General features: G+C 70.6%; 23 protein-coding genes. 12 read left to right on the top strand and 11 right to left on the bottom strand.

Annotation, left to right across the window (positions count from 1 at the left end; genetic code table 11):
* Positions 1-13 precede the first annotated feature (13 nt).
* A complete protein-coding gene (locus F4562_RS30090; RefSeq protein WP_184539880.1) occupies positions 14-1525 on the top strand; it encodes an alpha/beta hydrolase family protein in 1512 nt (503 codons plus the stop codon).
* Between the two features lie 37 nt (positions 1526-1562).
* On the opposite strand, the gene F4562_RS30085 is transcribed toward F4562_RS30090, so the two are convergent.
* The 4 genes from F4562_RS30085 to F4562_RS30070 all read right to left on the bottom strand — a co-directional run bounded on the left by F4562_RS30085 (position 1563) and on the right by F4562_RS30070 (position 7174).
* Positions 1563-3605, bottom strand: coding sequence for a beta-galactosidase (locus tag F4562_RS30085; protein WP_311733887.1), 2043 nt, complete (start codon positions 3603-3605; stop codon positions 1563-1565).
* Positions 3606-3894: 289 nt separating this feature from the next.
* Complete coding sequence (locus F4562_RS30080) at positions 3895-5247, bottom strand: ABC transporter substrate-binding protein (RefSeq protein WP_184539876.1); 1353 nt, start codon at positions 5245-5247, stop codon at positions 3895-3897.
* Positions 5248-5311: 64 nt separating this feature from the next.
* Positions 5312-6253, bottom strand: coding sequence for a carbohydrate ABC transporter permease (locus tag F4562_RS30075; protein ID WP_184539874.1), 942 nt, complete (start codon positions 6251-6253; stop codon positions 5312-5314).
* 3 nt (positions 6254-6256) lie between these two features.
* Entirely contained in the window at positions 6257-7174 is a 918-nt protein-coding gene (locus F4562_RS30070; protein WP_311733886.1) for a carbohydrate ABC transporter permease, read from the bottom strand.
* A gap of 220 nt (positions 7175-7394) precedes the next feature.
* Between F4562_RS30070 and F4562_RS30065 the strand changes: the two genes are divergently transcribed.
* Positions 7395-8519, top strand: coding sequence for a LacI family DNA-binding transcriptional regulator (locus F4562_RS30065; protein ID WP_246473605.1), 1125 nt, complete (start codon positions 7395-7397; stop codon positions 8517-8519).
* Positions 8520-8591: 72 nt separating this feature from the next.
* Here the strand turns inward: F4562_RS30065 and F4562_RS30060 are convergent, their stop codons facing one another.
* The gene (locus F4562_RS30060) at positions 8592-9542 is read right to left on the bottom strand and encodes a glucosyl-3-phosphoglycerate synthase (RefSeq protein WP_184539872.1); all 951 of its coding nucleotides are present in this window, start codon (positions 9540-9542) and stop codon (positions 8592-8594) included.
* 132 nt (positions 9543-9674) lie between these two features.
* Here F4562_RS30060 and F4562_RS30055 point away from each other — a divergent pair, with 132 nt between their 5' ends.
* Positions 9675-11648, top strand: a complete 1974-nt coding sequence (locus F4562_RS30055) for a hypothetical protein (protein ID WP_184539871.1) — start codon at positions 9675-9677, stop codon at positions 11646-11648.
* Positions 11649-11800: 152 nt separating this feature from the next.
* Here F4562_RS30055 and F4562_RS30050 read toward each other — a convergent pair whose 3' ends face one another.
* The gene (locus F4562_RS30050; protein WP_246473604.1) at positions 11801-13270 is read right to left on the bottom strand and encodes a helix-turn-helix transcriptional regulator; all 1470 of its coding nucleotides are present in this window, start codon (positions 13268-13270) and stop codon (positions 11801-11803) included.
* Positions 13271-13509: 239 nt separating this feature from the next.
* On the opposite strand from F4562_RS30050, the gene aceA reads away from it, so the two are divergent.
* Positions 13510-14802, top strand: coding sequence for an isocitrate lyase (gene aceA, locus F4562_RS30045; RefSeq protein WP_184539869.1), 1293 nt, complete (start codon positions 13510-13512; stop codon positions 14800-14802).
* Between the two features lie 145 nt (positions 14803-14947).
* Here the strand turns inward: aceA and mihF are convergent, their stop codons facing one another.
* Complete coding sequence (gene mihF / locus F4562_RS30040) at positions 14948-15256, bottom strand: integration host factor, actinobacterial type (protein WP_184539867.1); 309 nt, start codon at positions 15254-15256, stop codon at positions 14948-14950.
* A 178-nt stretch (positions 15257-15434) separates the two neighbouring features.
* Between mihF and F4562_RS30035 the strand changes: the two genes are divergently transcribed.
* The 4 genes from F4562_RS30035 to F4562_RS30020 all read left to right on the top strand — a co-directional run bounded on the left by F4562_RS30035 (position 15435) and on the right by F4562_RS30020 (position 18261).
* Positions 15435-15608 (top strand): hypothetical protein, encoded by a 174-nt coding sequence (locus tag F4562_RS30035; protein ID WP_184539865.1) that lies wholly within the window; start codon positions 15435-15437, stop codon positions 15606-15608.
* A gap of 556 nt (positions 15609-16164) precedes the next feature.
* On the top strand, positions 16165-16497 hold the full coding sequence (locus F4562_RS30030; protein ID WP_184539863.1) for a PadR family transcriptional regulator: 333 nt from the start codon (positions 16165-16167) through the stop codon (positions 16495-16497).
* Entirely contained in the window at positions 16494-17798 is a 1305-nt protein-coding gene (locus F4562_RS30025; protein WP_184539861.1) for a tetratricopeptide repeat-containing protein, read from the top strand. The genes F4562_RS30030 and F4562_RS30025 overlap by 4 nt, the downstream gene beginning before the upstream one ends.
* 175 nt (positions 17799-17973) lie before the next feature.
* On the top strand, positions 17974-18261 hold the full coding sequence (locus F4562_RS30020; RefSeq protein WP_184539859.1) for an HU family DNA-binding protein: 288 nt from the start codon (positions 17974-17976) through the stop codon (positions 18259-18261).
* Positions 18262-18504: 243 nt separating this feature from the next.
* Here F4562_RS30020 and F4562_RS30015 read toward each other — a convergent pair whose 3' ends face one another.
* A complete protein-coding gene (locus tag F4562_RS30015) occupies positions 18505-18738 on the bottom strand; it encodes an ATP-binding cassette domain-containing protein (protein WP_246473603.1) in 234 nt (77 codons plus the stop codon).
* 678 nt (positions 18739-19416) lie between these two features.
* Between F4562_RS30015 and F4562_RS30010 the strand changes: the two genes are divergently transcribed.
* Positions 19417-20946: a hypothetical protein gene (locus F4562_RS30010; RefSeq protein WP_184539857.1), complete on the top strand. Its 1530-nt coding sequence runs from the start codon at positions 19417-19419 to the stop codon at positions 20944-20946.
* 542 nt (positions 20947-21488) lie between these two features.
* Here the strand turns inward: F4562_RS30010 and F4562_RS30005 are convergent.
* From F4562_RS30005 to F4562_RS29995, 3 genes are all read right to left on the bottom strand, one after another.
* On the bottom strand, positions 21489-21647 hold the full coding sequence (locus F4562_RS30005) for a hypothetical protein (RefSeq protein WP_221206539.1): 159 nt from the start codon (positions 21645-21647) through the stop codon (positions 21489-21491).
* 131 nt (positions 21648-21778) lie between these two features.
* Positions 21779-22750 (bottom strand): serine/threonine-protein kinase, encoded by a 972-nt coding sequence (locus F4562_RS30000; protein WP_184539855.1) that lies wholly within the window; start codon positions 22748-22750, stop codon positions 21779-21781.
* A gap of 287 nt (positions 22751-23037) precedes the next feature.
* Entirely contained in the window at positions 23038-24078 is a 1041-nt protein-coding gene (locus F4562_RS29995) for an alpha/beta hydrolase (RefSeq protein ID WP_184539853.1), read from the bottom strand.
* A gap of 348 nt (positions 24079-24426) precedes the next feature.
* On the opposite strand from F4562_RS29995, the gene F4562_RS29990 reads away from it, so the two are divergent.
* Genes F4562_RS29990 through F4562_RS29980 form a run of 3 tightly spaced genes read left to right on the top strand, consistent with a single transcriptional unit; the run spans position 24427 to position 26802 of the window.
* On the top strand, positions 24427-25197 hold the full coding sequence (locus F4562_RS29990; RefSeq protein ID WP_184540737.1) for an ABC transporter permease: 771 nt from the start codon (positions 24427-24429) through the stop codon (positions 25195-25197).
* Between the two features lie 39 nt (positions 25198-25236).
* Positions 25237-26025 (top strand): ABC transporter permease, encoded by a 789-nt coding sequence (locus F4562_RS29985; RefSeq protein ID WP_184539851.1) that lies wholly within the window; start codon positions 25237-25239, stop codon positions 26023-26025.
* A gap of 3 nt (positions 26026-26028) precedes the next feature.
* Positions 26029-26802: an ABC transporter ATP-binding protein gene (locus tag F4562_RS29980; RefSeq protein ID WP_184539849.1), complete on the top strand. Its 774-nt coding sequence runs from the start codon at positions 26029-26031 to the stop codon at positions 26800-26802.
* Positions 26803-26965 lie beyond the last annotated feature (163 nt).

Raw genomic sequence — 26965 nt, 5'->3', positions numbered from 1 at the left:
CGAGGATGGTCGAATGACTGAGACGATCGCGGGGCTCGGCGTTTCCCCCCTGGAGATCCCCGTCGTACTGGGTGCCGTGGTCCTGATACTGGCCCGCTGGTTCCCGGCCCGCGCTCGCGGGCCGATCACCCTCGCCGGGGTCGCGGCCGTCGTGCCGGCCGGGGCGGCGCTGCTCGTGCTCGGGGTGCGCTGGCAACTGGTGCCCGTCCTCGCGGGCGCCGCGATCGCGCTCCTATTCGCCGCTCCCCCGCTGCTGCGACGGCGTCCCGAAAGGCCCGCGCGGCGGGCTCCGTGGTGGGCGGCCCTGCCGGGATCGGCGGCATGCCTCGGCCTGGTCGCCGCGGGGGCGGCGGCGGCCTGGGCGTTCCCCCGGCCGGTGTTCCCCGAGCCGTCGGGCCCGTACGCGGTCGGCACCACGGTGACGCAGTGGACCGACCCGGACCGCCCCGAGACCGCCACTCCCGGCCCCGGCGACCGGCGCACGGTGGTGGTGCAGCTCTGGTACCCGGCGCGGAAGAGCCCCGCGAGCGTCGAGCGGGCCCGCTACCTCGGCCGCACCGAGCGGGAGGCGCGCGTCGTCTCCCGTGGCCTGGCCGACTACATGGGTGTGCCCGGGTTCCTGCTCGACGAGGTTCCGCGTGCCCGTACCCGTTCGGTGTCCGGCGCGGCCGTGGCCGACGGGGGCGGACGGTTCCCCCTGGTGTTGTTCTCCCCCGGCCTGGGAGGGGTGCGCACCCAGAGCACCGCCTGGGCGGAGGAACTGGCCAGCCGCGGCTACGTCGTCGCCGCCCTCGACCACCCCTACGACTCGGCCGCCGTCGTCCTCGCCGATGGCCGGACGGTCCGCACCCGGATCGCGGCCACCGGCGACCCGGCCGAGGACGCCAGGCGGGCGGCCAGCTGGACGGCGGTCCGGGCCGGCGACCTCAGCTTCGTCCTCACCCAGCTCGGCCGTCTCGACCGCGGCGAGATCCCGGGTTCACTGGCCGGACGCCTCGACATCCGCCGGGCCGCGGCGACCGGTCACTCCCTGGGCGGGGCCGCCGCCCTTCAGGCCGCCCGCCAGGATCCCCGGTTCGCGGCCGTCATCAACCTGGACGGCTTCCCCCGCGACCCCGCCCCGCAGCCGTTCCGCCAGCCGGCGCTCGCGCTCACCGCTCCCGTCGCCCCGGGCGAGAACCCCACCTACATCCCCCGCCTCACACAGGTTCTCAAGCTCAGCACCGCGGCGGGCTACCACCTCACCGTCCCCGGGTCGGCGCATCTCACCTTCACCGACGCGCCGCTCTACCTGCCGCCCGTCCCCGCCCTCGTCGGCTCGCCGGGCCGCACCGCTGGGCCGCGCCTCACCGCCGCGGCCACCGTCGCCTTCCTGGACGTCGCGCTCCGGGGCCGGCCCGGCGACCCGGCCGAGACCCTGCCGGCGTACGGGGACCTCACCGTCCACCGGCCGGCCGGCGGGCCGGTGCCCGGCACGACCGGCCGCCCGGACGCGGACACGGCGCGGTCCGGGACGCGTCCGTGATCGGAGCCCGGCGGGGTCTCACCTCGGCCGCCCGCCGCTACGGGCGGGGACGCCGGAGGATGCGGACCTGCCGGGGGGCCAGGGTCGCCTCCCGGGCCAGGGAAGGGCCGGCCAGGGGGTCCCCCGGCAGCGCGGAGAGGTTGACGTGCCCGTCGGTGCGGTTGATCAGGAACAGGTAGTCGTCCGTCCCGTCGGTGCGGACGGCCAGGTCGACCAGGCCCCGGGCCTCGAAGGGCAGCTCGGAGCGGACGCCGCTGACGTCCAGCAGGCGGGGAAGGACGACGGCCAGGCCGTCGGGACCGAGCCGGGTGGAGACGTAGGACGCCGACCCGGTCTCCGCGCGGCGCAGCGTGATGGCCGGGCGGCCCGCGTGGTCCCCGCTCTTGTAGGTGGCCAGAACCTCGGTCGCGGGGTCGGTCAGGTCGATCCGGTCGGTCCACAGGGTGCCGGTGACACCGAGGTCCAGGTCGACGGTGTCGCCGTCCAGCAGGGGGCCGAACTCCTGGATGCGGATGCCGAGCAGGTCGCGCAGGGCTCCCGGGTAGCCGCCGAGCAGCACGTGGTCGTTCTCGTCGACGACCCCCGAGAAGTAGGTGGTGACGAGGTGGCCCCCGGAGGCGACGTAGTCCTCCAGCCGCCGGGCGAGCGCGTCGGGCACGACGTGCAGGATCGGCGCCACGAGCAGGTCGTAGCCGGTGAAGTCATCGGTCTTGTCGATGACGTCGACGCGGACGCCCGCGGCCAGGAAGGCCGAGTACCAGTCGAGGGCCTCCTGCCGGTAGCGCAGGTGGGAGGTGGGCTGGGAGTCCAGTTCGCTGGCCCACCACGACTCCCAGTCGAACACGATCGCGGCGGAGGCGCGGAGCCGCCGGGTGCCCGCGATCGGCGCCAGCGCGGCCAGGGTGGCACCCAGGTCGGCCACCGACCGGAACACCTCGCTGTCCTCGCCCGCGTGCGGGACCATCGCCGAGTGGTACTTCTCGGCCCCGCCCGCGGACTGCCGCCACTGGAAGAAACAGACCGCGTCCGCGCCGTAGGCGACGTGGGTGAGGGAGTCGCGGACCATGCCGCCGGGCTTCTTGGCCAGGTTGATCGGCTGCCAGTTGACGGCGCTGGTGGAGTGCTCCATCAGGTACCAGGGCCGGCCTCCGGCCAGGGAACCGGTGAGGTTCGCCGAGAACGACAGCTCGTCCTGCGCCTGGGGACCGGTCAGCAGGTAGTGGTCGTTGGAGACGAAGTCGACCTCGGCGGCCCAGTCGGCGTAGTTCATGCCCTTGGTCTCGCCCATGACCATGAAGTTGGTGGTGACGGGGACGTCGGGCGTCAGCTCGCGAAGGATGTCCCGCTCGGCCCGCAGGTAGTCCTTGAGCGCGTCGGAGGAGAACCGCTTGAAGTCCAGTTGCTGGGTCGGGTTGGGGTAGGAGGCCGCCAGGCGCGGCGGCAGGATCTGAGCCCAGTCGCTGTAGTGCTGCGACCAGAACGTGGTCGCCCAGGCGCGGTTCAGCTGCTCCAGGGTGCCGTACCGGGACCGCAGCCACCGGCGGAAGGCGGCCGCGGCGTCGTCGGAGAAGTCGTAGACGTTGTGGCAGCCGAGTTCGTTGGAGACGTGCCAGGCGGTGAGGGCGGGGTGGTGGGCGTAGCGCTCGGCCAGTGCCCGGACAAGGCGCAGCGCGTGCTCACGGAACACCGGCGAGGTCGGCCGCCAGTGCTGCCGCGCGCCGGGCCACAGCGTGCGGCCGTGCTGGTCGACGGGGAGGATCTCCGGGTGCTTGGCCGTCAGCCACGGCGGTGGCGAGGCCGTCGCGGTGGCCAGGTCGACCGCGATGCCGTTGGCGTGCAGCAGGTCCATCGCGTCGTCGAGCCAGTCGAAATCCCAGACGTCCTCGCCGGGCTGGATCCGTGCCCACGAGAAGATCGCCAAAGAGACGATGTTCACTCCGGCCGCCCGCATCCCGCGCATGTCCTCATCCCAGACCTCGCGGGGCCACTGTTCGGGGTTGTAGTCGGCACCGAACGCCAGCCTCGCCCGTGCGGGGTCCGACGGCCAGCGCAGCCACCGGCGACCGTGATCAGCTTCCACAACGACTCCTGCCCTCAACATGGTGATGGTTACGTGAACACGCCGGGAGGCCGGCGTGCGGGTGATGGTCGGAACGACGTGCCGGACGCCTTCCGCGGGGGCCGGCCCCACGACGCCGGGACCGGACGCCCCTGGCCGCGGCGCGGGAAGGCGACGCCCACGCGGCGCGGAGGGGCGGTGCCCGCGCGCCGCGGCGGCGGCGGCCGTCCCGTCCGGGTGACGGGCCGCCGCCGGCCGGAGCGTCCCGCCGCCGCGCTCCCCGCGCGCGGCGGCGGCGCGTGCCGGGCCGCTACTGCTGGATGGTGAAGCCCTGCTCCTGGCCGTACTTGACGGAGGCGTCCTGCCAGGCCTTCAGCGCGTCCTGGAGGGGGGTCGCGGAGGTGTACGCCTTGCCGACGGTGTCGTTGAAGATGCTGTTGGCGTAGACCTGGAAGGGCAGGTAGGACCAGCCGCCGACGACCTGGCCGGCGGAGGCGGCGAGCACCTCGTTGGCCTTCTGGCCGTCGAAGTACGGGAACTCCTTGTTCAGGAACGCCGGGTCCTTCAGGTGGGCGGTGGTGGCGGGGAAGGCGCCGCCGTCGATGCGGGTCTGCACGCCCTGCTCGACGTTGGCGTACTTGATGAAGGCGTAGGCGAGGTTCTTGTTGGTGCCGGCCTCGGGGATCGCCAGGGAGCTGCCGCCGTTCTCGGCGGTGGCCTTGCCGCCGGCCTCCCACTGCGGCATGGGGGCGACCCGCCACTTGCCCGACGCGGCCTTGACCCCGGATTCGAGGTTGGCGGGCATCCACGCGCCGACGACCAGGGTCGCGATGGTGCCGTCGCCCAGGCCCTTGTACCAGGCGTCGGTCCAGCCGGTGACCGGCGACAGCAGCTTGCCGTCGATGAGCTTCTGCCAGGTCGCGGTGAACTTCTGCACGCCGGGGTCGGTGAAGTCGACGCCGACGGTGGTGCCGTTGACGGTGTAGGGCTTGCCGCCCGCCTGCCAGATCATGCTGGTGGTGAAGCCCGCGTCGCCGGTGTCGCTGGTGATGTAGGCCTTCGGGTCGGCCTTGTGGAGCTTCTCGGCGGCGGCGACGTACTCGTCCCAGGTGGTCGGGACCGCGATGTCGTGCTTGTCGAAGACCTCCTTGTTGTAGAACAGGGCCATCGGGCCGGAGTCCATGGGCAGGCCGTAGATGCCCTCGCCGGTGTGGACGGAGTTCCACGGGCCGGGCGTGAAGGTCGACGCCAGCTTGTCGGCGCCGAAGGCGTTCAGGTCGGCGAGCGACTTGCCGAGGGCGAACTGCGGCAGGGCGAAGTACTCCACCTGGGCGACGTCCGGCACCCCGGACCCGGCCTTGATGGCGTTCTGCAGGGCGGTGTACTGGTCGTTGCCGCTGCCGGCGTTGACGAGGTCGACCTTGACCTTCGGGTACTTGGCCTGGAAGTCGGCGACGACCTGCTTGAGGGTCGGCTCCCAGGCCCAGACCTTGATGGTGCCGCCGGTGTTCAGCGCGTTCTGGAGGTCGGCGTCGGACACGGTCGTCGCCGGCTTGGCGGCGCCGGAGTCGCCGGCGCCGCCGGAGGAGGAGCCGCACGCGGCGGTGAACGACATGGTCAGGGCCGCGCCCAGCACGAGGGCGTGACGACGGGTTATCGCCATGGGTGGTGCCTTTCTCGGTTCCTTGAGGGGGATGCGACGCGTCGCGTCGGGGCGCCGGTCACTGTCACTCCTTGACGCTTCCGGCGGCCAGGCCCGACTGCCAGTACCGCTGGAGCAGCAGGAACGCCGCGATCAGCGGGACGATGGTGAGCAGTGATCCGGTGATCACGAGGTTGAACACGGCCTCGCCTCCCGTGGTGGCGGCCTGCTGGTTCCAGGCCTTGAGGCCGATGGTGAGCGGGTACCAGTCGGGGTCCTTCAGCATGATCAGCGGCAGGAAGTAGTTGTTCCAGGTGCCGACCACGTTGAACAGCAGGACCGTGACGATGCCGGGTGCCAGCAACGGCAGGCTGATCCCGAAGAACGTCCGGAACTCACCCGCTCCGTCCACGCGCGCCGCCTCCAGGATCTCCCTGGGAACGGCGTCGGTGGCGAAGGTCCACATCAGGTAGAGGCCGAACGGGGAGACCAGCGTCGGGATGATGACCGCCCACGGGGTGTCGGTCAGGCCCAGGTTGGAGAACATCAGGAAGGTGGGGACGGCCAGCGCGGTGCCGGGCACCGCCACCGCGCCGATCACGACGGCGAACACCGCCTTCTTGCCGGGGAAGTCGAACTTCGCCAGCCCGTAACCGCCGAGCGTCGCCAGCATGGTCGCGCCGCCCGCGCCGGCGATCACGTACAGCAGGGTGTTCAGCAGCCAGCGGGCGAAGATCCCGTCGTTGTAGGCGAAGGTCGCGCCGATGTTGTCGAACAGGGCGAAGTCGTCGGCGAACCACAGGCCGAAGGAGTCCAGCAGCCCTTCCTGGGTCTTGGTCGCGTTGATCGCCAGCCACACCAGGGGAAGCAGTGTGTACACCAGCACGAGCCCGGTCAGGACGGTCAGCGTCGCGCTGCGCCGGCCGCGCGCCGACCGGCGGCGCCTGATCACCAGCGGGCCGTGTGAGGAGGCCGGCGCGCGCTTCGGGCCGGGCGTCCGGTCGGCGATGTGCGTTGTCGTGGCCATGGCTCAGACCGCCTTCCGCATGCCGCGCAGCTGGACCACGTAAGCGATGATCATTGTGATGACGCCCATGACGATGGCGACGGTCGCGGAGTAGTTGAACTGCTGCCCGGAGAAGGACAGCGAGTAGGCGTAGAGGTTCGGCGTGAAGTAGGTGGTCACCAGGTTCGGGTCCAGCGTCTTGAGGATGCTGGGCTCGTTGAACAGCTGGAAGCTGCCGATGATGGAGAAGATCGTCGCGATCACCAGTGCCCCGCGCAGCGCGGGGATCTTGACCGACCAGATGATCCGCAGCTGCCCGGCCCCGTCGATCTCGGCGGCCTCGTACAGCGAGGGGTTCACCACCCGCAGCGCCGAGTAGAGGATCAGCATGTTGTATCCCACGAACTCCCAGGTGACGATGTTGCCGATGGAGGCGAGGATCAGATCGGGTGACAGCGGGTCGGGCAGCGAGAGGCCGAACGCCTCGTTGATGTTCCCGACGAGGCCGAACTGGGTGCCGTACATGAAGCCCCACATCAGCGTCGCGACGACCGCGGGCACCGCGTAGGGCAGGAACACCGAGATCCGGAAGAACGCCGTCCCGTACAGCCGTCCGCTGTCGATCGCGAGCGCGAGCAGCAGCGCCAGGAACAGCATGACCGGCACCTGGACGACCAGGAAGATCGCCACCCGGCCGAACGACGACCAGAACTGGGGGTCCTGCAGGACCTTCAGGTAGTTGTCGGCGCCGACGAAGGCCGTCCCGCCGATCAGCTGGGTCCGGAACAGGCTCAGGTAGATCGAGTAGCCGATCGGGGCCAGGAAGATGAGCGCGAACACCGCCATGAACGGCCCGACGAACTGCCAGCCGATCCACGAGCGGCGCTTGGAGGTCGGTGGCCTTCCCAGGGCCTGAGCATGTGTATGACCTACCGAGACCACCGGCTCGCTCCTCTCAGCCGCATGCTAGCGACGACCCTTGTTTACGTAAACATCATCATCGGGCGGAATTCCTGGTCAGACGCCGGATGGGGTGGTGCCACGAAACACGAAGGAAATGTTTACGTAAACTTCCGTTGCGGTATGGTGGCACCCGTCACACCGGAGGTCAAGGGCCCCCCTCCTTGACCCCTCGGCGGATCCCACAGAGGATGCACCACGGATGGGGAAGCGATCAGGTGGGAGTGACACGGCGATGGACCTGGACGACCCGGCCCGGCAGATCCCGGTGCCGGTGGGCGGCGCGCAGCGCGGCGGCTCCGGCATCCCGGGCGGACGCCGCAAACAGCGGGTGTCCATGGCGGATGTGGCCAGGCTCGCGGGCGTCTCCTCCCAGACGGTCTCCAGGGTCGCCAACGGGTATCCCGGCGTGATCGGCACGACCCGTGAGCAGGTGCTCGCGGCCATGCGGGAGCTGGGCTACCGGCCCAACAGCGCGGCCCGGGCCCTGCGGTACGGGCAGTTCAACACGATCGGCGTGATCCTCTTCGGCCTGGCCTCGACCGGCAACAGCCGTACCGTGGAGGCGATCGCCACCTACGCCGCCGCCGAAGGGTACGCGATCACCCTGATCCCCATCGGCGTCCCGACCCAGGACAACATGCTGGGCGCCTTCACCCGGATGGGCGAGCTGGCCGTCGACGCCGTCATCGTCATCATGGAGGTCCACCTCCTCGACACCGGCACGGTGACGCTGCCCCCCGACGTCCACGTCGTCGTCGCCGACTCCGACGCCGGAGACCGCTACAGCGTCGTCGACACCGACCAGGCGGAGGGCACCCGCCTCGCCGTCACCCACCTCCTCGACCTCGGCCACCGGACCGTCTGGCATGTCACCGGCCCGCAGGGGTCCTTCGCCAGCCAGCGCCGTGCCCAGGCCTGGCACCGCGTCCTGCGGGAGGCCGGGCGGCCGGTCCCGCCGCCGCTGCACGGCGACTGGTCCGCCGAGTCGGGGCACGCCGCCGGGCTGGTCCTCGCCGACGAACCCGGCTGCACCGCGGTGTTCGCCGCCAACGACCAGATGGCCCTCGGTCTGCTCCGTGCCTTCTCCGAGCGGGGGCGAGCGGTCCCGGACGACATCAGCGTCGTCGGTTTCGACGACATCCCCGAGGCCGCCTGCTTCATCCCGCCGCTGACGACCGTCCACCAGGACTTCGCCGAGATCGGCCGACGCTGCGTCCAGGGCGTCCTGCGGCAGATCCGCGAAGGCGGCACCTCCCGTCCCGGCACCGAGTTCGTCCCCACACGTCTGGTGGTCCGCGACAGCACGGCGCCGCCGAACGGCTGAGCAGAGGCCGGCGACCGCTCCCCGGGGGCGGGCGGGGAGGCGCCGGCGTACGACCTCCGGATCCTGAGGCGGTCAGCTCCCGGGCCGGTAACCGGGGACGGTGACCATCGGGGGGCGTTCGGCGACGGCGACGTCGCGGACGGTCACCCGGTGGCCGGCGGCGTCGCGACGGAACTGCGCCAGGCTCGCGACAGGGGTGTGCAGGGCCACCATCTTGCCCTGGCGCTCCAGCCGGGACCAGGCCGCCTGCAGGATCTGGGCGGCCATCCCGCCGAGGGCCTCGGTCGACTGGTGGGAGTGCACGCGGCGGCCCAGATCGACCTGGGCGAGGGCGTCGAGCCCGACGAGGTCGAGCAGGTCGACCAGCATGGCGATCTCCACGCCGTACCCGGTGACGAACGGGATCCGCTCCAGCACGGACCTGCGTCCGGCGTACTCCCCGGCCAGGGGCTGGACGAAGCCCGCGAGCTGCGGCCAGTGCAGGTTGAGCAGGGGCCGGGCGACGAGCTCGGTGACCCGGCCGCCGCCGCCCTGCAGGTCCTGCAACGGCCGGTCGTAGCAGCCCTTGACGTAGGCCACGCCGGGGTCGGCGAGCAGCGGGCCGAGCAGCCCGGTCACGAAGGACGCGTCGAACTCACGCAGGTCGGCGTCGACGAAGACCAGCAGGTCGCCGGAGGTCGCGGCCAGGGACTTCCACAGCGCCTCCCCCTTGCCGTCCAGTGGTTTGAGATCGGGCAGGATCTCGTCCTGGGCGACCACCCGGGCACCGGCCCGCGCGGCACGCCCGGCGGTGTCGTCGACGGACCGGGAGTCGACGACCACGAGCTCGTCGACCAGGGGCACCGCCTCCACGAGCTCCCGGCGGATCGCGGTGACGATCTCACCGACCGTCTCCTGCTCGTCGCGGGCGGGGAGGACGACACTGACGGTCGTCTCCCCCTTGGCCGCCGCCAGTTCGGCCGCCGGCCAGTCGCCGGCGGATGAGGTGCGCCTGCGCAGCCATGCCTCGACCTCAGGCAGCACGGCTCACCTTTCCCATCACTTCGGCGCTTAGGGGTATCACCTTATGCGGCGCTGATTCTCCATGAGCACCGGCTCCCGTTCACCGCCGCACAAGTGGGAGGATCAGTCCAGACCGGAACGAGGGGAAACGATATGAACCCGGTAGCCGTGGTGCGGGCGGCACGCACGGTCCGTGACGAACTGGACGACCTGATGGGCCGTTCCGCGGGAGAGCTCCGCGGTCGCCTCGACCCGCTGCTGGCCGAGGCGGGCGACCGGCCGGCCGCGCAGCTGGCCGACTCGCTCGTCATGCTCATCGCCGAGTACGGCCCCGCGTGGGACCGGCTCGCCACCCTGCTCAGCCTGGAGCACGGGCTGACCGCCGAGCAGGTGATCCCCATGCTCGCCGAGCCGCGCAACGCCAAGGCTCCGGCGTCCCGGGACCACGGATTCGCCCGGGAGTCCGCTCCCGGCGGCACGGCTCCCGAATGGCCCGTCCCGGGAGAGTGGCCCGCCCCGGAAACCGGTACGGAGGCCGGCGCCGAGGCTGTGCCGGGAGGCGTGCCGGGAACCGGCCCCCAGGCCCACCCGGGGTCCGCGCTCTCCGAGTGGCCCGCCGCCGGAGCCACCGCGCCGCCGTCCGGGCCCGGCCACCTCCCGCCGCCCCAGGCCCCCGGCGCGTACGGGCCGCCGCCGGACGAGGCGGCCACCGCCATGTCCCGCGCGCCGGGCGCCGAACGCGGCCCCTCCATGCTGGACCGGCTCACCGGGGCCTTCCGCAAGCGCCGCAAGGAGAGCGCCGACGCCCCCACCGGGACCTTCCCCGCCGTGCGTTTGCCCGCCGACGGGCCGGAGTGGGAGGCGGCCCCGCTGATCGAGGCGCCCGGCGAGGTGGTCGGCGGCTGGGGGGTCGACATGGTCGTCGGCGTCGGCCCCGGGGAGGGCCTGGAGGAGGCGGTCCCGCGCGGGCCGGTCGAGCTGGACATCCAGCTCGTGGCCGAGGGCTTCGACGCGCCGGCGGGCTGGCGGGTCCGCCTGCTGGCCGACCAGGCGAACCCGTACCCGCGGGCCGCGGTCAGCCTGGTCGCCCTGCCGCACGAGGAGACCGAGACGGCCCGGCAGATCGAGGCGGTCTACACCGTACGCGGCCAGGTGGCCGGGTACGGGGTGCGCGCGATCACGGTGCTCGGCTCGCCCGGCAAGCTGAGCGGGGAGGAGGTCCCGGAACCGGTCTCCGGCACCCGGATCAACCCGGCCGCCCTGAGCGAACCGCCGGACGTCACGGCGGTCATCGTCCACGGTGACCGTCCGGGCCGGTTGTGGTGGACGTACCAGTCGCCGCACTTCGTCACCCCCGACCGGCCGGAGAGTTGCGACCTGGGCGAGCGGGCCTCGGAGTTCGGGCGGCGGCTGACCGCCGCGGGCGAGCTCTCCGAGGAGCTCGGACGGCGGGTCGCCATGCGGATCCCGCCGGGGTTCTGGGAGCTGCTGGACGCGGTGGCCGGCCGGGTCGCCCCGCGCCGGCCGAGCGTGCTGTTCCTCTCCCAGGAACCGCACGTCCCCTGGGAACTGGCCGTGCTGGAGCACTCCTACGACCCGGCGCTGCCCCGCTACCTGAACTGCCAGACGGTGACCGGCCGCTGGCCCGTCGGCGGCAGGCGTCCCGAGCTGCCGCCGCCCGCCTGGGCACGGGCCGACGGCATGGCGGTGGTGTACGGCGAGTCGCAGCCGCACCCGCTGGTGGGCGAGTACGGTGCGACGCAGGTCTCCCCCGCGCTCGGCGACGTGCTGGACATGCTGGCCGACGCGCCGGACGTGATCCACTTCACCGCCGGCGCGTCGGCGGCCGAGGCGCTCGGGCACGACCTGAAGGGGGCCCCGTTCGTCTTCCTGGAGGAGCCGGGCGACGCGCACGCGTTCCTGCTGGCGGGTGCCTGCGGGGTCGTGGCCCCGCTCTGGCCGAACGGCGGCGGCCTGGCGCAGGAGTTCTACCGGCGCTGCTTCGCCGGTGAGCCCCCGGCCGAGGTGCTGCGCTCGATGCGCGGGCAGGGGCACGGCGCCGCGGAGGCGTACCGCTTCTACGGCCATCCGTGGCTGACGCTGCGCCGGGCGGTGCCGCCGGTGTGACCTCCCGCCGCCGGACCCGGCCGTGCCACTGCGGGCCCGGCGGGTCCGCCGGCCCGGTGAGGCGGGCGGGCCCGCCGGTTCACCGGGCCGGTGAGGCGGGCGGGTCCGGCGGCGGGGTCCGGCGCAGTAGGGGGTCCGGTGAGGCGGGCGGGTCAGCTCCCGGAGTGGCGTTCCAGGAACGAGTAGACGTCGGCCTCGTCCACCCCGGGGAAGGACCCGGGCGGCAGCGCGGCGACGACGTGCGAGTTTCCCCAGGCCGACGGCCAGGCGTAGCCCTCCCAGCGCTGGGCCAGCTCGACGGGTGGGCGGCGACAGCAGTCACCGGTCGGGCAGGCCGATCTGGTGCGGTTCGTCGTCTCGCGTCCCCGGAACCAGCGCGACTCCCGGTACGGGACGCCGAGCGTGATGGCGAAGTCGCGTTCCCGCGACGGGTCGACGTGGGCGACGCAGAAGTAGGTGTCGGTGGGCGAGTCGGAGTACTGGTAGTAGACGGAGAACCGGTCGGGCGACAGGAAGACCTGACGCCCGGACCACTGCAGGCACATGCGCTGTCCCTCGATCGCCCCCTGCTCGTCGGCGGGGAAGACGATGCCGTCGTTCTCGTACGCCTTGTAGATGATGCCGCCGGCGTCGTTGCGGACGAAGTGGCAGGTCAGGTCAAGGAAGTGGGTCGCCAGGTTGGTGAAGCGGTGCGCGGCCATCTCGTAGGAGACGGCGAACACGTCGCGCAGGTCCTCCACGCTGAGCGCCCGGTCCTGTTTGGCCTCGCGCAGGTACGGCACCGCGGTGGTCTCGGGCACGAGGATGGCGGCGGCGAAGTAGTTGGCCTCGGTGCGCTGGCGCAGGAAGTCGGCGAAGTCACGGGGCTTGTGGTGACCGAGGGCGAGGTGGCCGAGCGTCTGCAGCAGGATCGTGCGCGGGGTGTGCATGCCGACCTGCTCGTGCTTGACGTAGATACGCCGGTTGCGTAGGTCGGTGATGGAGCGGACGGTGCGCGGCAGGTCCGGGACCGTCTGCACGGTGTAGCCGAAGTGGCTGACCAGCGCCTGGACGGTGCTCTGCGACAGCGCGCCGGCGCGGTAGCCGACCGCGGCGAGCGCCTTGGCCGCGGCCTGTTCGATCTCGGCGAAGTAGTTGCCCTGCTCGCGTTGCTTGCGGCGGAGTTCGGCGTTGGCGACGCGTGCCTCCTCGGGGGTGGCGGTCCCCTTGGCCTGGCGCGCGCGCAGCTCGCCGTAGAGACCCAGGATGTGCTCCAGCACGTCGTTGGGGACGCGCGCGGAGACCTTCAGCCTGGCCAGGCCGAGCCCGGCGTACAGCGGATCGCGCTGCGCCTCCTCCAGGGCCATCTCCAGCTGGGCCCGCCGGCTGGGGGCCTGGCGGCGCAGCAGTTCCTCGACCGGCACGTTGAGCGCGGCGGCCAGCGACTTCAGCAGCGACAGTTTCGGCTCGCGCTTGCCGTTCTCCAGCAGGGAGAGCTGGCTGGGCGCCCGGCCGACCCGCTCACCCAGGTCGGAGAGCGTCAGACCGCGTTGCTTGCGCAGATGCCTCAGTCGCTGGCCGAACGCGATGAGGTCGAGCTCCTGCGTCAAGGACAGCGGTTCTTCACCGACCAACGATGCCATACCACGATGCTAGACGAAATTTCTGCTGAAATTTCACCGTCCGCTCCCCTCCGCCAGGGACCGCCTCCGGATTGGTCTAGTCCATAGCGAAAACTCAGAAGTTCTTCTCAGTTGAATACCGGACAGTATTCGCCGATAGAGAAAAAACTTGATTCTTTCGTGAAAATTGGTCTTGTTTGCCGCTTTCGTCGGAGCGGACACTCGGAGCAAGGCACCCAGGGGACGAAAAGGAGTGAACAATGAATGATCGCCTCAAGGGAGCCGCAGACGAGCTGCGGCGCGAGTGGGACACCAACCCCCGCTGGAAGGACATCGAGCGGACCTACACGGCTGAGGACGTGGTTCGACTGCGAGGCTCCGTCCAGGAGGAGCACACTCTCGCCCGGCTCGGCGCCGAGCGGCTGTGGGGCCTGCTGAACACCGAGGACTACGTGCACGCCCTCGGCGCGCTGACCGGCAACCAGGCGGTGCAGCAGGTCAAGGCGGGGCTGAAGGCGATCTACCTGTCCGGCTGGCAGGTGGCCGCCGACGCCAACCTCGGCGGGCAGACCTACCCCGACCAGAGCCTCTACCCGGCCAACTCGGTCCCGGCCGTGGTGCGCCGCATCAACAACGCGTTGCTGCGCGCCGACCAGATCACCTGGTCGGAGGGGGACGAGGACGCACCCCACTGGCTCGCCCCCATCGTGGCCGACGCCGAGGCCGGCTTCGGCGGCGTGCTGAACGCCTTCGAGCTGATGAAGGGCATGATCGCCGCGGGTGCCGCCGGAGTGCACTGGGAGGACCAGCTCGCCTCAGAGAAGAAGTGCGGCCACCTGGGCGGCAAGGTGCTGATCCCGACCGGCCAGCACATCAAGACGCTGAACGCCGCCCGCCTGGCGGCGGACGTGCTGGACGTGCCGTCCCTGATCATCGCGCGGACCGACGCCCAGGCCGCGACGCTCCTGACCACCGACGTCGACCCCCGCGACCGGGCGTTCACCACCGGCGAGCGCACCGCCGAGGGCTTCTACCGGGTGCGCAACGGGGTGGACGCCTGCATCGCCCGCGGCCTCGCCTACGCCCCCTACTCCGACCTGCTGTGGATGGAGACCTCGACCCCGGACCTGGACGTGGCCCGCGAGTTCGCCGAGGCCGTCAAGGCCGAGCACCCCGACCAGATGCTGGCCTACAACTGCTCGCCCTCGTTCAACTGGAAGAAGCACCTGGACGACTCCACCATCGCCAAGTTCCAGCGCGAGCTCGGGCACATGGGGTACAAGTTCCAGTTCATCACCCTGGCGGGCTTCCACTCGCTGAACTACTCGATGTTCAACCTGGCCAAGGGGTACGCCGAGGACGGCATGACCTCCTACGTGGAACTGCAGGAGGCCGAGTTCGCCGCCGAGTCGCGCGGCTACACCGCCACCCGCCACCAGCGCGAGGTCGGCACCGGATACTTCGACCTGGTCAGCACGGCCGTCGCGCCGGACTCCTCCACCACGGCCCTGAAGGGGTCGACGGAGGAGGAGCAGTTCGCAGAGGCTCACTGACTCTCCGGACCGGGCTCGCCCGGAGGGCGTCCAGGGCATGGGACGGCTTCTCCGGACGGGCTCGACGGCCAGGTCGTCGCCAGAGGCCCCGCCACGTGGATCTCCCCCGGATCCATGAGGCGGGGCCTCGCCCGTCCGCCGGGCCTCAGCTGCCGACGGCCTCGATGAGCTTGCGACGCTGCTGCGCGCCGAGCCCGCCCAGACGGCGCGCCTCGTCCACGTCCGCCTGCGCCATCAGCTGGGCGGCCTTGACGGTGCCGATCCCGGGCAGGGCCCGCAGGGCCTGCGACACCTTGATGCGCTTGGCGACGTCGTCGTCACGGTCGAGCAGTTGCTCCAGGCTGAGCGCACCGGCCTTGACCTCGGAGAGGAGCTTGGCGCGGGCCGTACGGATCTCGGCGGCCTTCGCCAGAGCGGCCTGACGCTGTTCGGGGGTGAGCTTGGGCAATGCCATGTTCGTTTCTCCCTGGTGACTGGAATCCCTGCGTCCTGTTACCCGTGGCGACGTGGTTAATCATCCTGGGCCTGGTGGAAAGCCGGAAACCTGGGGTAAAGCAGGGGACACTCACCATGCATCACGATATGCCCGTTTAGTTACCCCGCTCTTACCCGGCTCTTCGTAGCCTCTGCTCATGGGTATCTGGAGAGGCCCTGAGGGCATCGAGGTCGAGGCGGTCGTGATGGCCGACCTGCTGTGCCTGCGGATCACCCGCCGCGTCGGCGGCCTGCGCTTCCTGGTCGCCTACTGCACGGACGTGCGCGAGGTGGGCGAACACGTCGACCTGGCCGAACTGGTCCCGGCCTGACGGCGCCCGCGCACCGGGCCGGGCCGAGGGCCGGCGGAAGAGCCAAGCCGAGAGCCGGCGGAAGAACCGGGTCGAGAGCCGGCGGAGGAACGGAGGACCCGGGCGGCCCCCCGCTCCGCGGAACAGCCCGGGGCGGCACCCCACCCTCTCCAGAGACGATCAAGGTTCGATCACGGATCCAGCTTGTTCGCGACCCCGTGTCAACGCGTGCGGCGGGTGGGGCGTCCGAGTACTCGGGAGGCCCGATGGAAGTTCTGTTCGGCCTCATCGACGACGATCTCCTCCTGGAGCTCATCCTCGTCGAGGCCCTTCACACCGAGGCGGAACGGCTGGCCGCCCAGCCCGACCGCTGAGGGGGGCGCCCGCCGGTCGAAGACCGCGGGCGCCCACCCGAGACCCCCACCCGAGACCCCCACCCGAGACCCCCACCCGAGACCCCCACCCGAGACCCCCACCCGAGACCCCCACCCGAGACCCTGGGCGGGCGGTGAGCATCGGGGAATCCGGGGCGGACGAGCCCTTGCACCCGTCTCCTCCCTATGTAAAAGTTTTACTCATGCCTCCACAGATCACCCTCGCGGTGGCGACGATCCTCGGGGCCTTCCTCGACGACCCCGGCAGGGACCGCTACGGCTACGACCTCATGAAGGAGACCGGCTTCCCCAGCGGGAAGATCTATCCGCTGCTGGCCCGGTTGCAGGGCGCCGGGTGGCTGACCGTGACGGAGGAGGACATCGACCCGGCGGTGGCGGGCCGCCCGGCCCGTCGCGGATACCGGCTGACCACCGAGGGTGTGCGCGTCGCCCGGCTGGAGCTCGCAAAGCTCAGTGAGCGGCTGCGACCGCCGCCCGGGCTGCGTACCCTGCGTCCCGAGAAGGGGCTGCGATGAGCCAGGTGCTGATGACGGGCGGCGTCGTCGTCGCCTTCCTCGGCCTGCTCGTCCTCGCCGCCCTGCAGGACCTGGTCAGCGAGGAGATCCGGGCGCGCCTGGAAAGGCTGCCCTTCGCGATCCTGCGGCTCGCCGCCCGCCGGCTGCCGGAGGAGTTGCACGCTGAGGTCTACGAGAAGCAGTGGCTGCCGGACCTGGAGTTCCAGCTCAGCGGGGAGACCGGAGCGGGGCCGATCACCCGGCTGGTCGCCGCCAACAGGTGGGCGTTGTCCATGCTCCTGCGGCGGGGCGGCGTACGGACCGCGCAGGAGCTGTACGCCTGCGATCCTGTCGGCATGCGGGGGTTCGAGGACATCCGCCAGCTGTCCCGGCGCCGCCGCAGACAGTTCGACGCGCTGACCGCGCGACTGGGCGAGCTGTGCCGTCTTCCGGCGGACGACTTCGACGACGACACCCTGGCGCGCCTCGCCTCCGCCGTCGCGATCGCCTGCGAGGCCCTCGTCAACGACCGGGCCGAGCGACTGGCCGTGACCCTCGCCGCCCCCCTCGCCGGCGGGCGACACCCGGTGGCCGGGCGGCTGGCCTCCGATCATCCGGCCATGCTGGGCGTACGCCGTTCACACGCCCACGCGCGGCTCCAGCTCGGCCATCCGCAGGCCGAGGGGCTGCTGCGTGAGCTGCACCGGGACGAGACCGCCCTCTTCGGCCGCGACGACCCGCGCACCTTCCCCACCCTGCAACTCCTGTGCTGGGCCGCGGCGCAGGCGGGACGGCACGAGGAGGCCGAAGCGGGACTGCGGGCCCTCGAAGCCCGCATCGCACGCCTGCCCGACCCCGACCTGTCCCTGCTCAGGCACATCCAGTGCAAACGCCACTGGGTGCAGAGCGAACTGGGCAGGAGGCACCGAGCGGCGGAGGGATATCGCGAGGTCATCGCGGACCGGTCGAGCGAGCTGGGCTTCAGCCACGGCGACACCCTGGACACCAGGCACAGCCTGGGCAAGATGCTCGTCCTGGACGGAGACGGGGCACAGGCCCTGGAAATTCTGCGTCCGGTGCTCACCGAACGGCGGCGGCTGCAGGGACGCCGACATCCCGACACCCTGGAGACGGCGAAATACCTCGCGCTGGCCCGCCTCACGGCCCACCCCGAGCCCGGCCCTGTCGCACGCCACCGCCTGCGGCGACGCCTTCACCGGATCCTCCGGACACAGATCCACGCGCAGGGCGCCGATCACCCCGCCGCCTGCGACACCCGGCGGTGGCTCACCCGGCTCACCGCCCCCGCGAAGAGATCATGAGACCCGCGCGCCCGGACAGACGGCCGGCGGAGCGGGCCACCGCACGGTCCTCCCCCGGTCGCGACGCCGTTGATCCTCCCCGTCAGGCAGTCGGTACCGTACCAGGGACGGTGCGTCGCCGTTACGCGTCTTCTCCCCGGGCCCGGGCCCGGGGTCTCCATCCTGGAGGAATTCGATGAACAAGCGCGAGCTGGTCGAGAAGGCCGCCGCCGAGGCTGGACTCACCCGGCGGCAGACCGCCGCGGCTCTCGACGCGATCCTGGGAACCATCCAGACGGCCGTGGCGGCCGAGGAGAAGGTCGCGATCCCCGGCTTCGGCTCCTTCGAGATCGTGCACAAGCCGGCCCGGACCGGACGGAACCCGCAGACCGGAGAGCCGCTGGAGATCGCCGAGACCTGGACCGCCAAGTTCAAGCCCAGCCCCGGGTTCATGGGGCTCATCCGCCAGCGCAAGAAGGACTGACCCCGGCGCGGGCACGGAAAGGACCGCGAACCTGTCCAACCGGGCCAGCCACCTGGATCGACACCGGCGCGGGCACGGAAAGGACCGGCCCCGGCCCACGAGGACGCTCTCCCCGCGGGCCGGTGCGCTCGGCGGCCCCCGCCGGACATCGCGGAGGCGTCAGGCCCACAGCGCCCGCGCGGACCAGCGGCCGTCGAGGCGTCAGACCCGCAGCGCCCGCGCGGACCAGCGGCCGTCGAGGCGTCAGACCCGCAGCGCCCGCGCGGACCAGCGGCCGTCGAGGTGGTCGACGCGCAGCGGGCGCCCGAAGCACTCCGACAGGTTCTCCGCGGTGAGGATCTCCGCCACCGGGCCGCCCGCCTGGATCCGCGCGTCGCGCATCAGCAGAGCGTGGGTCGTGATGGCCGGGACCTCCTCCAGGTGGTGGGTCACGGTGATCTTGGTCAGCGCCGGGCGGCTCTCCGCGAGACCCTCCACCGCGCTGATCAGATCCTCCCGGGCGGGCAGGTCGAGCCCGGCGAACGGCTCGTCTCAACAGGAGAGATCACCTTAACGGTGATCGACTTCGTGGCGGCTACGAGGGAAGGGTCACCGTCCATCACGGGGACCGCCCACATCAACTCGCCTGTCGCCTTGTCGCGAGCCGAAACCGGCTTTCCTTGATACTCGCCTCGAAATCGAGGACTTGGGATACTTCACCCACGACATAGCAGTCGTGGGGTAACACCAGATGATGAGAAACAGGGATCGGACCCTGCAAAATCAACAATGACCCCTTTCGCCGTTCCGGATAACTTGTACCCGACCAACGGCCGAAAGCTCCGCAAAGCCTCTCAAATTAAGCATTTACTAGGCACATCCTTAATCGGAAATAAGGACCGCCCACAAACCGGCCTATAGATATTCAAAGCGACTGAAACGCAATATAAGGGTATCCGTAAAGCCTCTGATCTGCACTGCTGCCACCACCTCCTTGAATGCTCTTGTCACGCTCCAAAACTGGCGTTTGGATCTAGGAGTGATCTTCTGCGGCGCATCCGCAGGCGGCGGGGCCCGGACGCGTCCCCCCATGTCGCCACCTGTCCTTCCCCGGCCCAGTCCTCTCGTACTGGCAGGCCAACAGCCTGCACCGTCCTCAAAGGAGGAGTCGCGACCGTGACCGCGCTGACCTACACCATCCTCACTGACCCAGCGCCCCTGGAGGCGTCAGCGGCCGGGAGGCAGTCCAAGTCCATAGGAACGGTGCACCTGGTCGTCACCAACACCGCAAGGAGGACAGACTGGTCCACGATCGAGGTGAAGGTACCCGTCGGCGACGGCGCCGGCGACCTCACCCCGAACATCCCGGAGATGAAGGGCACGTACACCGAGAACCAGTGGGGAGCCCAGGAGAGAACCCGGGAAGTGAATATCGAGCGGCAGCAGGGAACCAACGTCTTTAAAGTCACTCCCCAGACCGGTGGCACAGCCTCTTTCAGATTCGGCGACTACATGGTGCTGACGCTGGAGAACTTCACCGTCGCATCCACCGCCGGGCCGACCGTGCTGACGGTGAGGGAGAAGACCGAAGACGATGACGGGGAGCACACCCGCTACACATCAGTGGCGCTGGTGAAGACCGCTCCCAAGGAGATTCCCGCGCCGCGCGACTTCCGCCCGGACAAGGCGATGGTGGACGCCGGAGAAGACCTCACGCTGAGCTGGGAGGGCTCCGCCGACTTCACCTATGAGATCCGGTTCCCCGGCGGGCAGGCGGCCATCACCCCGGGCACGCGTACCTGGTCGCCGGCCGACGCCCCGAAGCGGGCCACCACCTACATCTTGGTCGCCACCGACCCCAGCACCCAGAAGCAGCACTTCCTCACCACGACCGTTCAGGTGCGCTATCCCGTCCTGGAAACACTCACCGCCACGACTGGCATCGACACCCCCTGGGTCCAGGGGACGGCGAACAAGGGGCGCGTCACCTTCACCGGCGCAGGGGTGGAGATCTCCAACGACTCCGGCGGGCAGGGGGCTGTGACGGCCGACAGGGCTGATCTCAATGGTGTGAACACCGAATGGGTGCAGGGCAGAAGCACCGACGACGGAAAGATCACCTTCCCCAAGGACGGGCTGAACATCCGCCAAGGAAGCGGAGCATGGGGAACCGTGCACGCCGACAAAGCCGACCTCAACGGCATCAACACCGAATGGGTACAAGGCAGAAGCACCGACGACGGAAAGATCACCTTCCCCAAGGACGGGCTGAACATCCGCCAAGGAAGCGGAGCATGGGGAACCGTGCACGCCGACAAAGCCGACCTCAACGGCATCAACACCGAATGGGTACAAGGCAGAAGCACCGACGACGGATGGATCAGCTTCCCCAAGGAAGGCCTGAACGTGCGCAAGGGGGCCGGACAGGACTGGGGAATCGTGTTTGCTGACAAGGCCGACGTGAACAGCGTGATCACCAACCAGGTCCAGGGGGCAGGCGAAGGTAAGGGGTACATCAAGTTCCTGGAAAAGGACAAGGGGGTGCGGATATTCGGTGGTGTGTCCGCCGGCTGGATACGGGGACTTAACGATGGCGAGGCATGGATCCGCTTCAATGAAAAGGGAATATGGGTGCTCAAGAACCAGAACGGCAAGCGTGAGAGCGCGAACGTGACTTGCTCCACGGTCAATGATCGGCCCGCATGATCACGGTGTAGTCAGCACTGTCGGCGAATACCAGGTCACACGCACTCATGCCGCAACCGGCGGCTTGCACTCGGCGATCGTCCAAGCATGCAAGCCCGAACGCTGACGCGCGGACGCAGCCAAGTGTCCGATCTCGTTTGATGCTTGACGCAATGGCGACCGCAGCGCATTGCCGAATTGTTCTTATAGAGATCGAGATGAACGCTACGCAAGAGTGACCATCCGTCTTGATCATTACTGCGGGAAGACTCGGTTAGAGAAGACGCCTCCGGCGGGGGCATTCCGGCTCCGGGGTAGGGCAAAGTGTGCAGCGCGCAGGTTTGATGGTGGCTGAGGTAGGGCCTGCTCATCCCGTCTGCCGTCGTCCCGGAACAAGCCGTAGCAGACCGGCACCAGGGCACCAAAGTCGGTCGTCCGGTAGGGCGCTCCACTTCGGCGCCCTGGCACCGACCCGCCACCCCTACGGGCGGGACGACGGCAGACGGGATGAGCAGGCCAGGGGAAAGATGTGCGGGTGCCCGCATGGCAGAGACCCAGAAGTGTCACAATCCAGCATCGGGCTTCCCGGCCCCGTTCGGGCCGAGCACCACCCAGTGCTCGCCGTACCCCACCCGCCAGTCGATATCGCCCAGCGGGGTCCGGCCCACCACCCGGACGCTGACGTCGCTCAGCTCCACCGCCCCGGGCACAGGCTCGCCCATCGATATCCCCCTCCGCGTCGATTCGCGGCGCTCACTCAACCGATGCGCCAAAAAATCCTGGCGAAACGGTTAAAAACGGCGTTCATTGCCGAAGGCTGGCCGTCCGTGCCCCCCGTGCCCCCTGCGTCCACCTACGCAGGCCCGCCGGGCACGAGCCGGTGCCGTCCGGGCCGCGGCGGATGCGGCACCGGCACCCAGATCCGCGCCAGCGCGCCGGCGACCGCCTCACGCCGGTCCCGCGGGGCACCCGCGCCGCCCACGGCCAGCAGCGCGCCGAGCAGGTCGGCGGCCCGGGGCCGGTCGGCCGGGTTCTTGGCCACGGACGCCTCGACCGCCGGACGCAGCGGCGCGGGCACCGAGGCCAGGCACGGCTGCTCCAGCAGGATCCTCCGGCTCAGCTCGTCATGCCCGCCACCGCCGAACGGATGGCGGCCGGTCGCCGCGTACGCGACCACGCAGCCCCAGGCGAAGACGTCCGAGGCGGGCAGTGCGAGCCCGCCGGTGAGGCGCTCCGGCGAGACCCAGCCGGGACTGCCCATCACCTGACCGGCCCGCGTGTGCGCGTCCACGCCGGTGACGTCCCTGGCGATACCGAGGTCGATCAGCCGGGGACCGGTGTCCGACAGCAGCACGTTGCCCGGCTTGAGGTCGCGGTGGACCAGCCCCGCCTCGTGCACCGCCACCAGTGCGGCGGCCATCCCGAGGGCGACCCCGTAGGTCAGGTCCGCGGGGAGCGGGCCCCAGGCGGCGACCACCCGCGACAACGCGGGCCCGGGAACATACTCCGAGACGAGATAGGGGCGGTCGCCGTCGACGCCGTCCTCCACCACCGCGGCCGTGCAGAACGGGACCACCCGCCGGGAGAACTCCACCTCCTCCGCGAAACGGGCACGAAGCACGGCGTCGTGGAGATGCTCCGGGTGGAGCGTCTTGAGCGCCGCCACCCCGCCCCGCGGATGCCCGGCCAGGTAGACCACACCCATGCCGCCGGCACCGAGGCGGCCGAGCAGCGGACGGCCTCCGATGGCGGCCGGGTCGCCCGCGGTCAGCGGTCGCACCCCGGGCGGCATGCCGTTCCCGGAACCGGTTCCCCCAGGCGCCATGTCGTCGGACCTCTCGTGTGCGAGCCGCGGCAAGCACACTGTGACCGGTTCGCGGGGATTTCACCCCTCACCTGCGCCAAGAGATATCGCGGGTAAGGCGAATGATGCCTCCAGGTAAGGCATGGGTGATGCGACACGGACCCGGTGAGGTCCCAGAGACGGCTGCGACCGGAGTGGAGGAAGCAGCCGGGCGGAGGGGACGGCCACAGGAGGGGGACGACGACCGGGGATGACGGAGAGGAAAAGAACAGCCGCGCAAGCGGAACCAGCCGGGAGGGCGGGGCGGCTCAGGCCGCCGCGGAGCCCGGCCGCGCGAGACCCGCTTCCTGCCCGGCCGCCGCGGCGGACGTCCCGTGGGCCGGCACCTCACGGACCGGCAGGTTCTGCGCCGCGGCCAGGAACCGGGCGATGTGCGGGTAGACCCGGCGGGCCTCGGGGACGACGTCCGCCAGGATCGCGAAGACGTGCGGCATCCGGGGCCACTCCTCATACGTGACCGGCACCCCGGCGGACCGTGCCTGCTCGGCGACCCGGCGGCCCTCGTCCCGGAGGACCTCGGTGGAGCCGGTGACGACCATCAGCGGCGGCAGGCCGGTGTAGTCGCCGAGCACCGGCGAGATCAGCGGGTCGTGGGGGTCGAGCCCGGCCGTCCAGCGGCGGGCGAGCCAGTCGACGCGACCGGCCGGGATCATCGGGTCCAGCAGGCGGTTGACCCGGCGAGGCGTGCCGGTGAGGTCGGCCCACGGCGACAGGCACACCGCGGCGGCGGGCAGCGGCACACCGCGGTCGCGGAGCGCCAGGAGAGTCGCCAGGGTGAGATGCCCGCCCGCGGAGTCGCCGGCGACGATGATGTCGGCCGGGTCGTAGCCGCATTCCAACAGGCCCTCGTAGGCGGCGATCGCGTCGTGCAGCGACTCGGCCAGCGTGTGCACCGGGCCCTGACGGTAGTCGACGGCCAGCACCGGCCGCCCGGCCGCGGCGGACAGCCGCCAGGTGATCGGCCGGTGGGTCGCCGGGGAGCAGGCGAAGTAGGCGCCGCCGTGGAAGTACAGCAGCACCTTGTCCTCGTCGAGGTCCTCCCCCGCGCGGACCCACTCACTGGGGCAGGGTCCGTCACCGTCCGGCGTCACGGTCACGTGGACGGGCAGGGGAAGCGGGACCCGCGCGGCCAGTGTGGCGATCCGGGAGGCCGCGGCGATCCCGGCACCGGTCCGGAGCAGCAGGCCGGAGATCGGTTTGAAGGTGCTGTGCATGATCATGCTGAGGGCCGCCGCCTGCCAGCTGAAGGGGTAGGCGGGACAGACGTCGATGTCGAGCTCGTCGTGCATGCGCACCTCCACCGGGGAGCATTCCCCGCAGAACATCCTTCTATCGGCGAGGGGATGTGTCGGGAGAATGACAGATACGTACCTCACCGCCCCATCCACTCCTTCGTCATGGCCGAACACTCCAGCCCCCGCTTCCCCGGAAACCAGGAGTCACGCCCGCCCCTTCCGCAGCCCGGACCGGACCAGAGCGATCCGGAGCGGATCCGACCACCCCGACCAGACCGGAGCGACCAGGCCGGACCGGCCGGGAACCGGTGACCGGAAAACTCGTTGCCCGGCCGGAGGACCACGAGGAATATAGGAGGGTTGTCCTGACCGGCTCTGGAGGCAGTCTTCTTCCCGCTCTACCTGCGTATCGCCCGGTACGGCTTCCGCCGGCATTCCTCCTACCGTGCCGCCGCCCTCGCCGGAGCGTTCACCAACACCGTCTTCGGGATCCTGCGCGCCTACATCCTGATCGCCCTCTGGCAGGCCCGCCCCGGCCTCGCCGGATACGACGTCGTCGACGCCGTGACCTTCTGCTTCCTCAGTCAGGCGTGCATCGGTCCCATGCAGGTCTTCGGCACCATGGAGCTGTCCGGCCGCGTCCGCAGCGGCGACGTCGCCGTCGACCTGGTCCGCCCGGCGTCCCTGCAGATGTGGAGCCTGGCCGACGACCTTGGCCGGGCCGCCTACCTCTTCCTGCTGCGCAGCCTGCCGCCGATGGCCCTCGGCGCCGCGCTGTTCGGCATCGTCACCCCGCCGACCCCCGCGGCCTGGCTGTTCTTCGCGGCCAGTTTCGTCCTCGCGGTGGTCGTCAGCTTCGGCTGGCGCTATCTGGTGGCGCTGTCGGCCTGCTGGGTGATCGACGACCGGGGCGTGCAGGCCCTCTCCCTGATCCTGACACTCTTCTTCAGCGGCATCACCCTGCCGCTGAACCTCTTCCCCGGCTGGTTCGGCGTCCTGGCCGACGCCCTGCCCTGGTCCGCGATGGTCCAGGTGCCCGCCGACGTCTACCTCGGCAAGCGCGACGGCCTCGAAGCGCTCGGCTTCCAAGCGGCCTGGGCGGCGGCGCTGCTGCTGCTGGGTGCGCTGGCCACCCGCGCCGCCCGCCGGAAGGTCGTGATCCAGGGTGGCTGACCACACGACCGCCGCGCGACGGACCGGAGGCGGTCGCCCGTGGTGAGGACCTACCTGCTGCTGGCCTGGACGTGGCTGCGGGCGTCCGCGCAGTACCGCGCGCAGTTCGCCATGATGATCCTGGGCTCCCTCGCGGTGAACGTCCTGGACGTGACGGCGATCCTGCTGATCTTCCAGCACACCGAGACGCTCGCCGGGTTCGGGCTGGCCGAGGTGATGTTCCTGTACGGCACCACGGAACTGGCCTTCGCCGTCTCCGACATGCTCTTCGGCAACGTCACGCGGCTCAGTGAGCAGATCAGGACCGGCGGGTTCGACACCATGCTGATCCGCCCGGCCGGCGCGTTCGTCCAGATGGCCGTCGACCGCTTCGGCGTGCAACGTCTGGGCCGCGTCACCCAGGCGATCGTGGTACTCGCCATCGCCCTGCCCCAGCTCGACGTCCCCTGGAGCAGGGCCTGGATGATCCCGTTGATGATCCTGTGCGGGATCGTCATCTTCACCTCGATCTTCACCCTCGGCGGTGCCCTGCAGTTCCTGCTCACCGACGCCCCCGAGGTGGCCAACGCCTTCACCTACGGTGGCAGCGCTCTGACGCAGTACCCGCTGAGCGTCTACGGTGCCGAACTCGTCCGAGGCGTGACCTTCGTGGTGCCGCTGGCGTTCGTGAACTGGCAGCCCGCGCTGTTCGTCCTGGATCGCGAGGACCCTTTCGGCCTGCCCCACTGGCTCAGGTTCGCCTCACCTCTGGCTGCGGTCGCCATCGCCGCCGTCGCCGCCCTCGCCTGGCGGACGGGTGTCCGCCGCTACCGCTCGACGGGGAGCTGAAAAATGATCGAACTCGACCGGGTCGGCCGCTCCTTCACCGTGGGCCGTCGCAGGACCGCGAAGACCGTGCACGCCGTACGGGACTTGTCGTTCACCGTGCACGCCGGGGAGTTCGTCGGCTACCTGGGCCCCAACGGCGCGGGCAAGTCGACCACCATCAAGATGATCACCGGCATCCTGGCGCCGACCTCGGGAAACCTGCGGGTGGCCGGGCTCGACCCGACACACCGCCGCGTGGAGTTGGCCCGCAGGATCGGGGTGGTCTTCGGCCAGCGCACCACCCTGTGGTGGGATCTCCCGCTGCGGGACAGTTTCGAACTGGTCCGACACCTGTACAAAGTAGATCAAAAGGATTTCCGGCGTCGGCTGGCCGAGCTGACAGACCTGCTCGGCCTCTCCGACTTCCTGACCACCCCGGTCCGCCAGCTCAGCCTCGGTCAGCGCATGCGGGGCGACGTCACCGCCGCCCTGCTGCACGACCCGGCCGTCCTGGTGCTGGACGAGCCGACCATCGGCCTGGACGTGGTCAGCAAGGCCGCCATGCGCGACTTCCTGCGCCGCCTCAACGCCGAGCACGGCACCACCGTCCTGCTGACCACCCACGACCTCGGCGACATCGAGAAACTCTGCCGCCGGGTCATGCTCATCGACCACGGCAGCCTCGCCTTCGACGGCACCCTCGACGAACTGCGCGCCACCGCCCCCGAGGAGGACTCCATCGAGGACGTCGTCGCCCGCCTGTACACCGGGGTCCAGCCACTGCCCGCAGAGGGGTGACCGGCCACCCCGGCAGGCCGGGACGGTGCCCGGCAACCGGCGGGCGACGAGCGACGAGCGGGGGCGGGTCCTCCGCCACGTGGCATGCCGATTTCTGGATCACAACGGAGTGTCCGCCCGTCCCAATGATCTACAACTCGTTTCCCAGCGCCGGTCAGTACCG

It is taken from the genome of Streptosporangium becharense, from assembly GCF_014204985.1.
In the GTDB taxonomy this organism is placed as follows: Bacteria; Actinomycetota; Actinomycetes; order Streptosporangiales; family Streptosporangiaceae; genus Streptosporangium; species Streptosporangium becharense.
Note: the sequence above shows the minus strand (reverse complement) of the source record. Positions and strands in the feature narration are given on the sequence as shown.

Excerpts from the sequence above, each read along its gene's own strand:
- F4562_RS30090 (WP_184539880.1), top strand. The coding sequence starts at position 14 with ATGACTGAGACGATCGCGGGGCTCGGCGTTTCCCCCCTGGAGATCCCC.
- F4562_RS30080 (WP_184539876.1), bottom strand. The coding sequence starts at position 5,247 with ATGGCGATAACCCGTCGTCACGCCCTCGTGCTGGGCGCGGCCCTGACC.
- F4562_RS30075 (WP_184539874.1), bottom strand. The coding sequence starts at position 6,253 with ATGGCCACGACAACGCACATCGCCGACCGGACGCCCGGCCCGAAGCGC.
- F4562_RS30065 (WP_246473605.1), top strand. The coding sequence starts at position 7,395 with ATGGGGAAGCGATCAGGTGGGAGTGACACGGCGATGGACCTGGACGAC.
- F4562_RS30055 (WP_184539871.1), top strand. The coding sequence starts at position 9,675 with ATGAACCCGGTAGCCGTGGTGCGGGCGGCACGCACGGTCCGTGACGAA.
- F4562_RS30050 (WP_246473604.1), bottom strand. The coding sequence starts at position 13,270 with ATGGCATCGTTGGTCGGTGAAGAACCGCTGTCCTTGACGCAGGAGCTC.
- aceA (WP_184539869.1), top strand. The coding sequence starts at position 13,510 with ATGAATGATCGCCTCAAGGGAGCCGCAGACGAGCTGCGGCGCGAGTGG.
- mihF (WP_184539867.1), bottom strand. The coding sequence starts at position 15,256 with ATGGCATTGCCCAAGCTCACCCCCGAACAGCGTCAGGCCGCTCTGGCG.
- F4562_RS30035 (WP_184539865.1), top strand. The coding sequence starts at position 15,435 with ATGGGTATCTGGAGAGGCCCTGAGGGCATCGAGGTCGAGGCGGTCGTG.
- F4562_RS30030 (WP_184539863.1), top strand. The coding sequence starts at position 16,165 with ATGCCTCCACAGATCACCCTCGCGGTGGCGACGATCCTCGGGGCCTTC.
- F4562_RS30025 (WP_184539861.1), top strand. The coding sequence starts at position 16,494 with ATGAGCCAGGTGCTGATGACGGGCGGCGTCGTCGTCGCCTTCCTCGGC.
- F4562_RS30020 (WP_184539859.1), top strand. The coding sequence starts at position 17,974 with ATGAACAAGCGCGAGCTGGTCGAGAAGGCCGCCGCCGAGGCTGGACTC.
- F4562_RS30005 (WP_221206539.1), bottom strand. The coding sequence starts at position 21,647 with ATGGGCGAGCCTGTGCCCGGGGCGGTGGAGCTGAGCGACGTCAGCGTC.
- F4562_RS30000 (WP_184539855.1), bottom strand. The coding sequence starts at position 22,750 with ATGGCGCCTGGGGGAACCGGTTCCGGGAACGGCATGCCGCCCGGGGTG.
- F4562_RS29995 (WP_184539853.1), bottom strand. The coding sequence starts at position 24,078 with ATGCACGACGAGCTCGACATCGACGTCTGTCCCGCCTACCCCTTCAGC.
- F4562_RS29980 (WP_184539849.1), top strand. The coding sequence starts at position 26,029 with ATGATCGAACTCGACCGGGTCGGCCGCTCCTTCACCGTGGGCCGTCGC.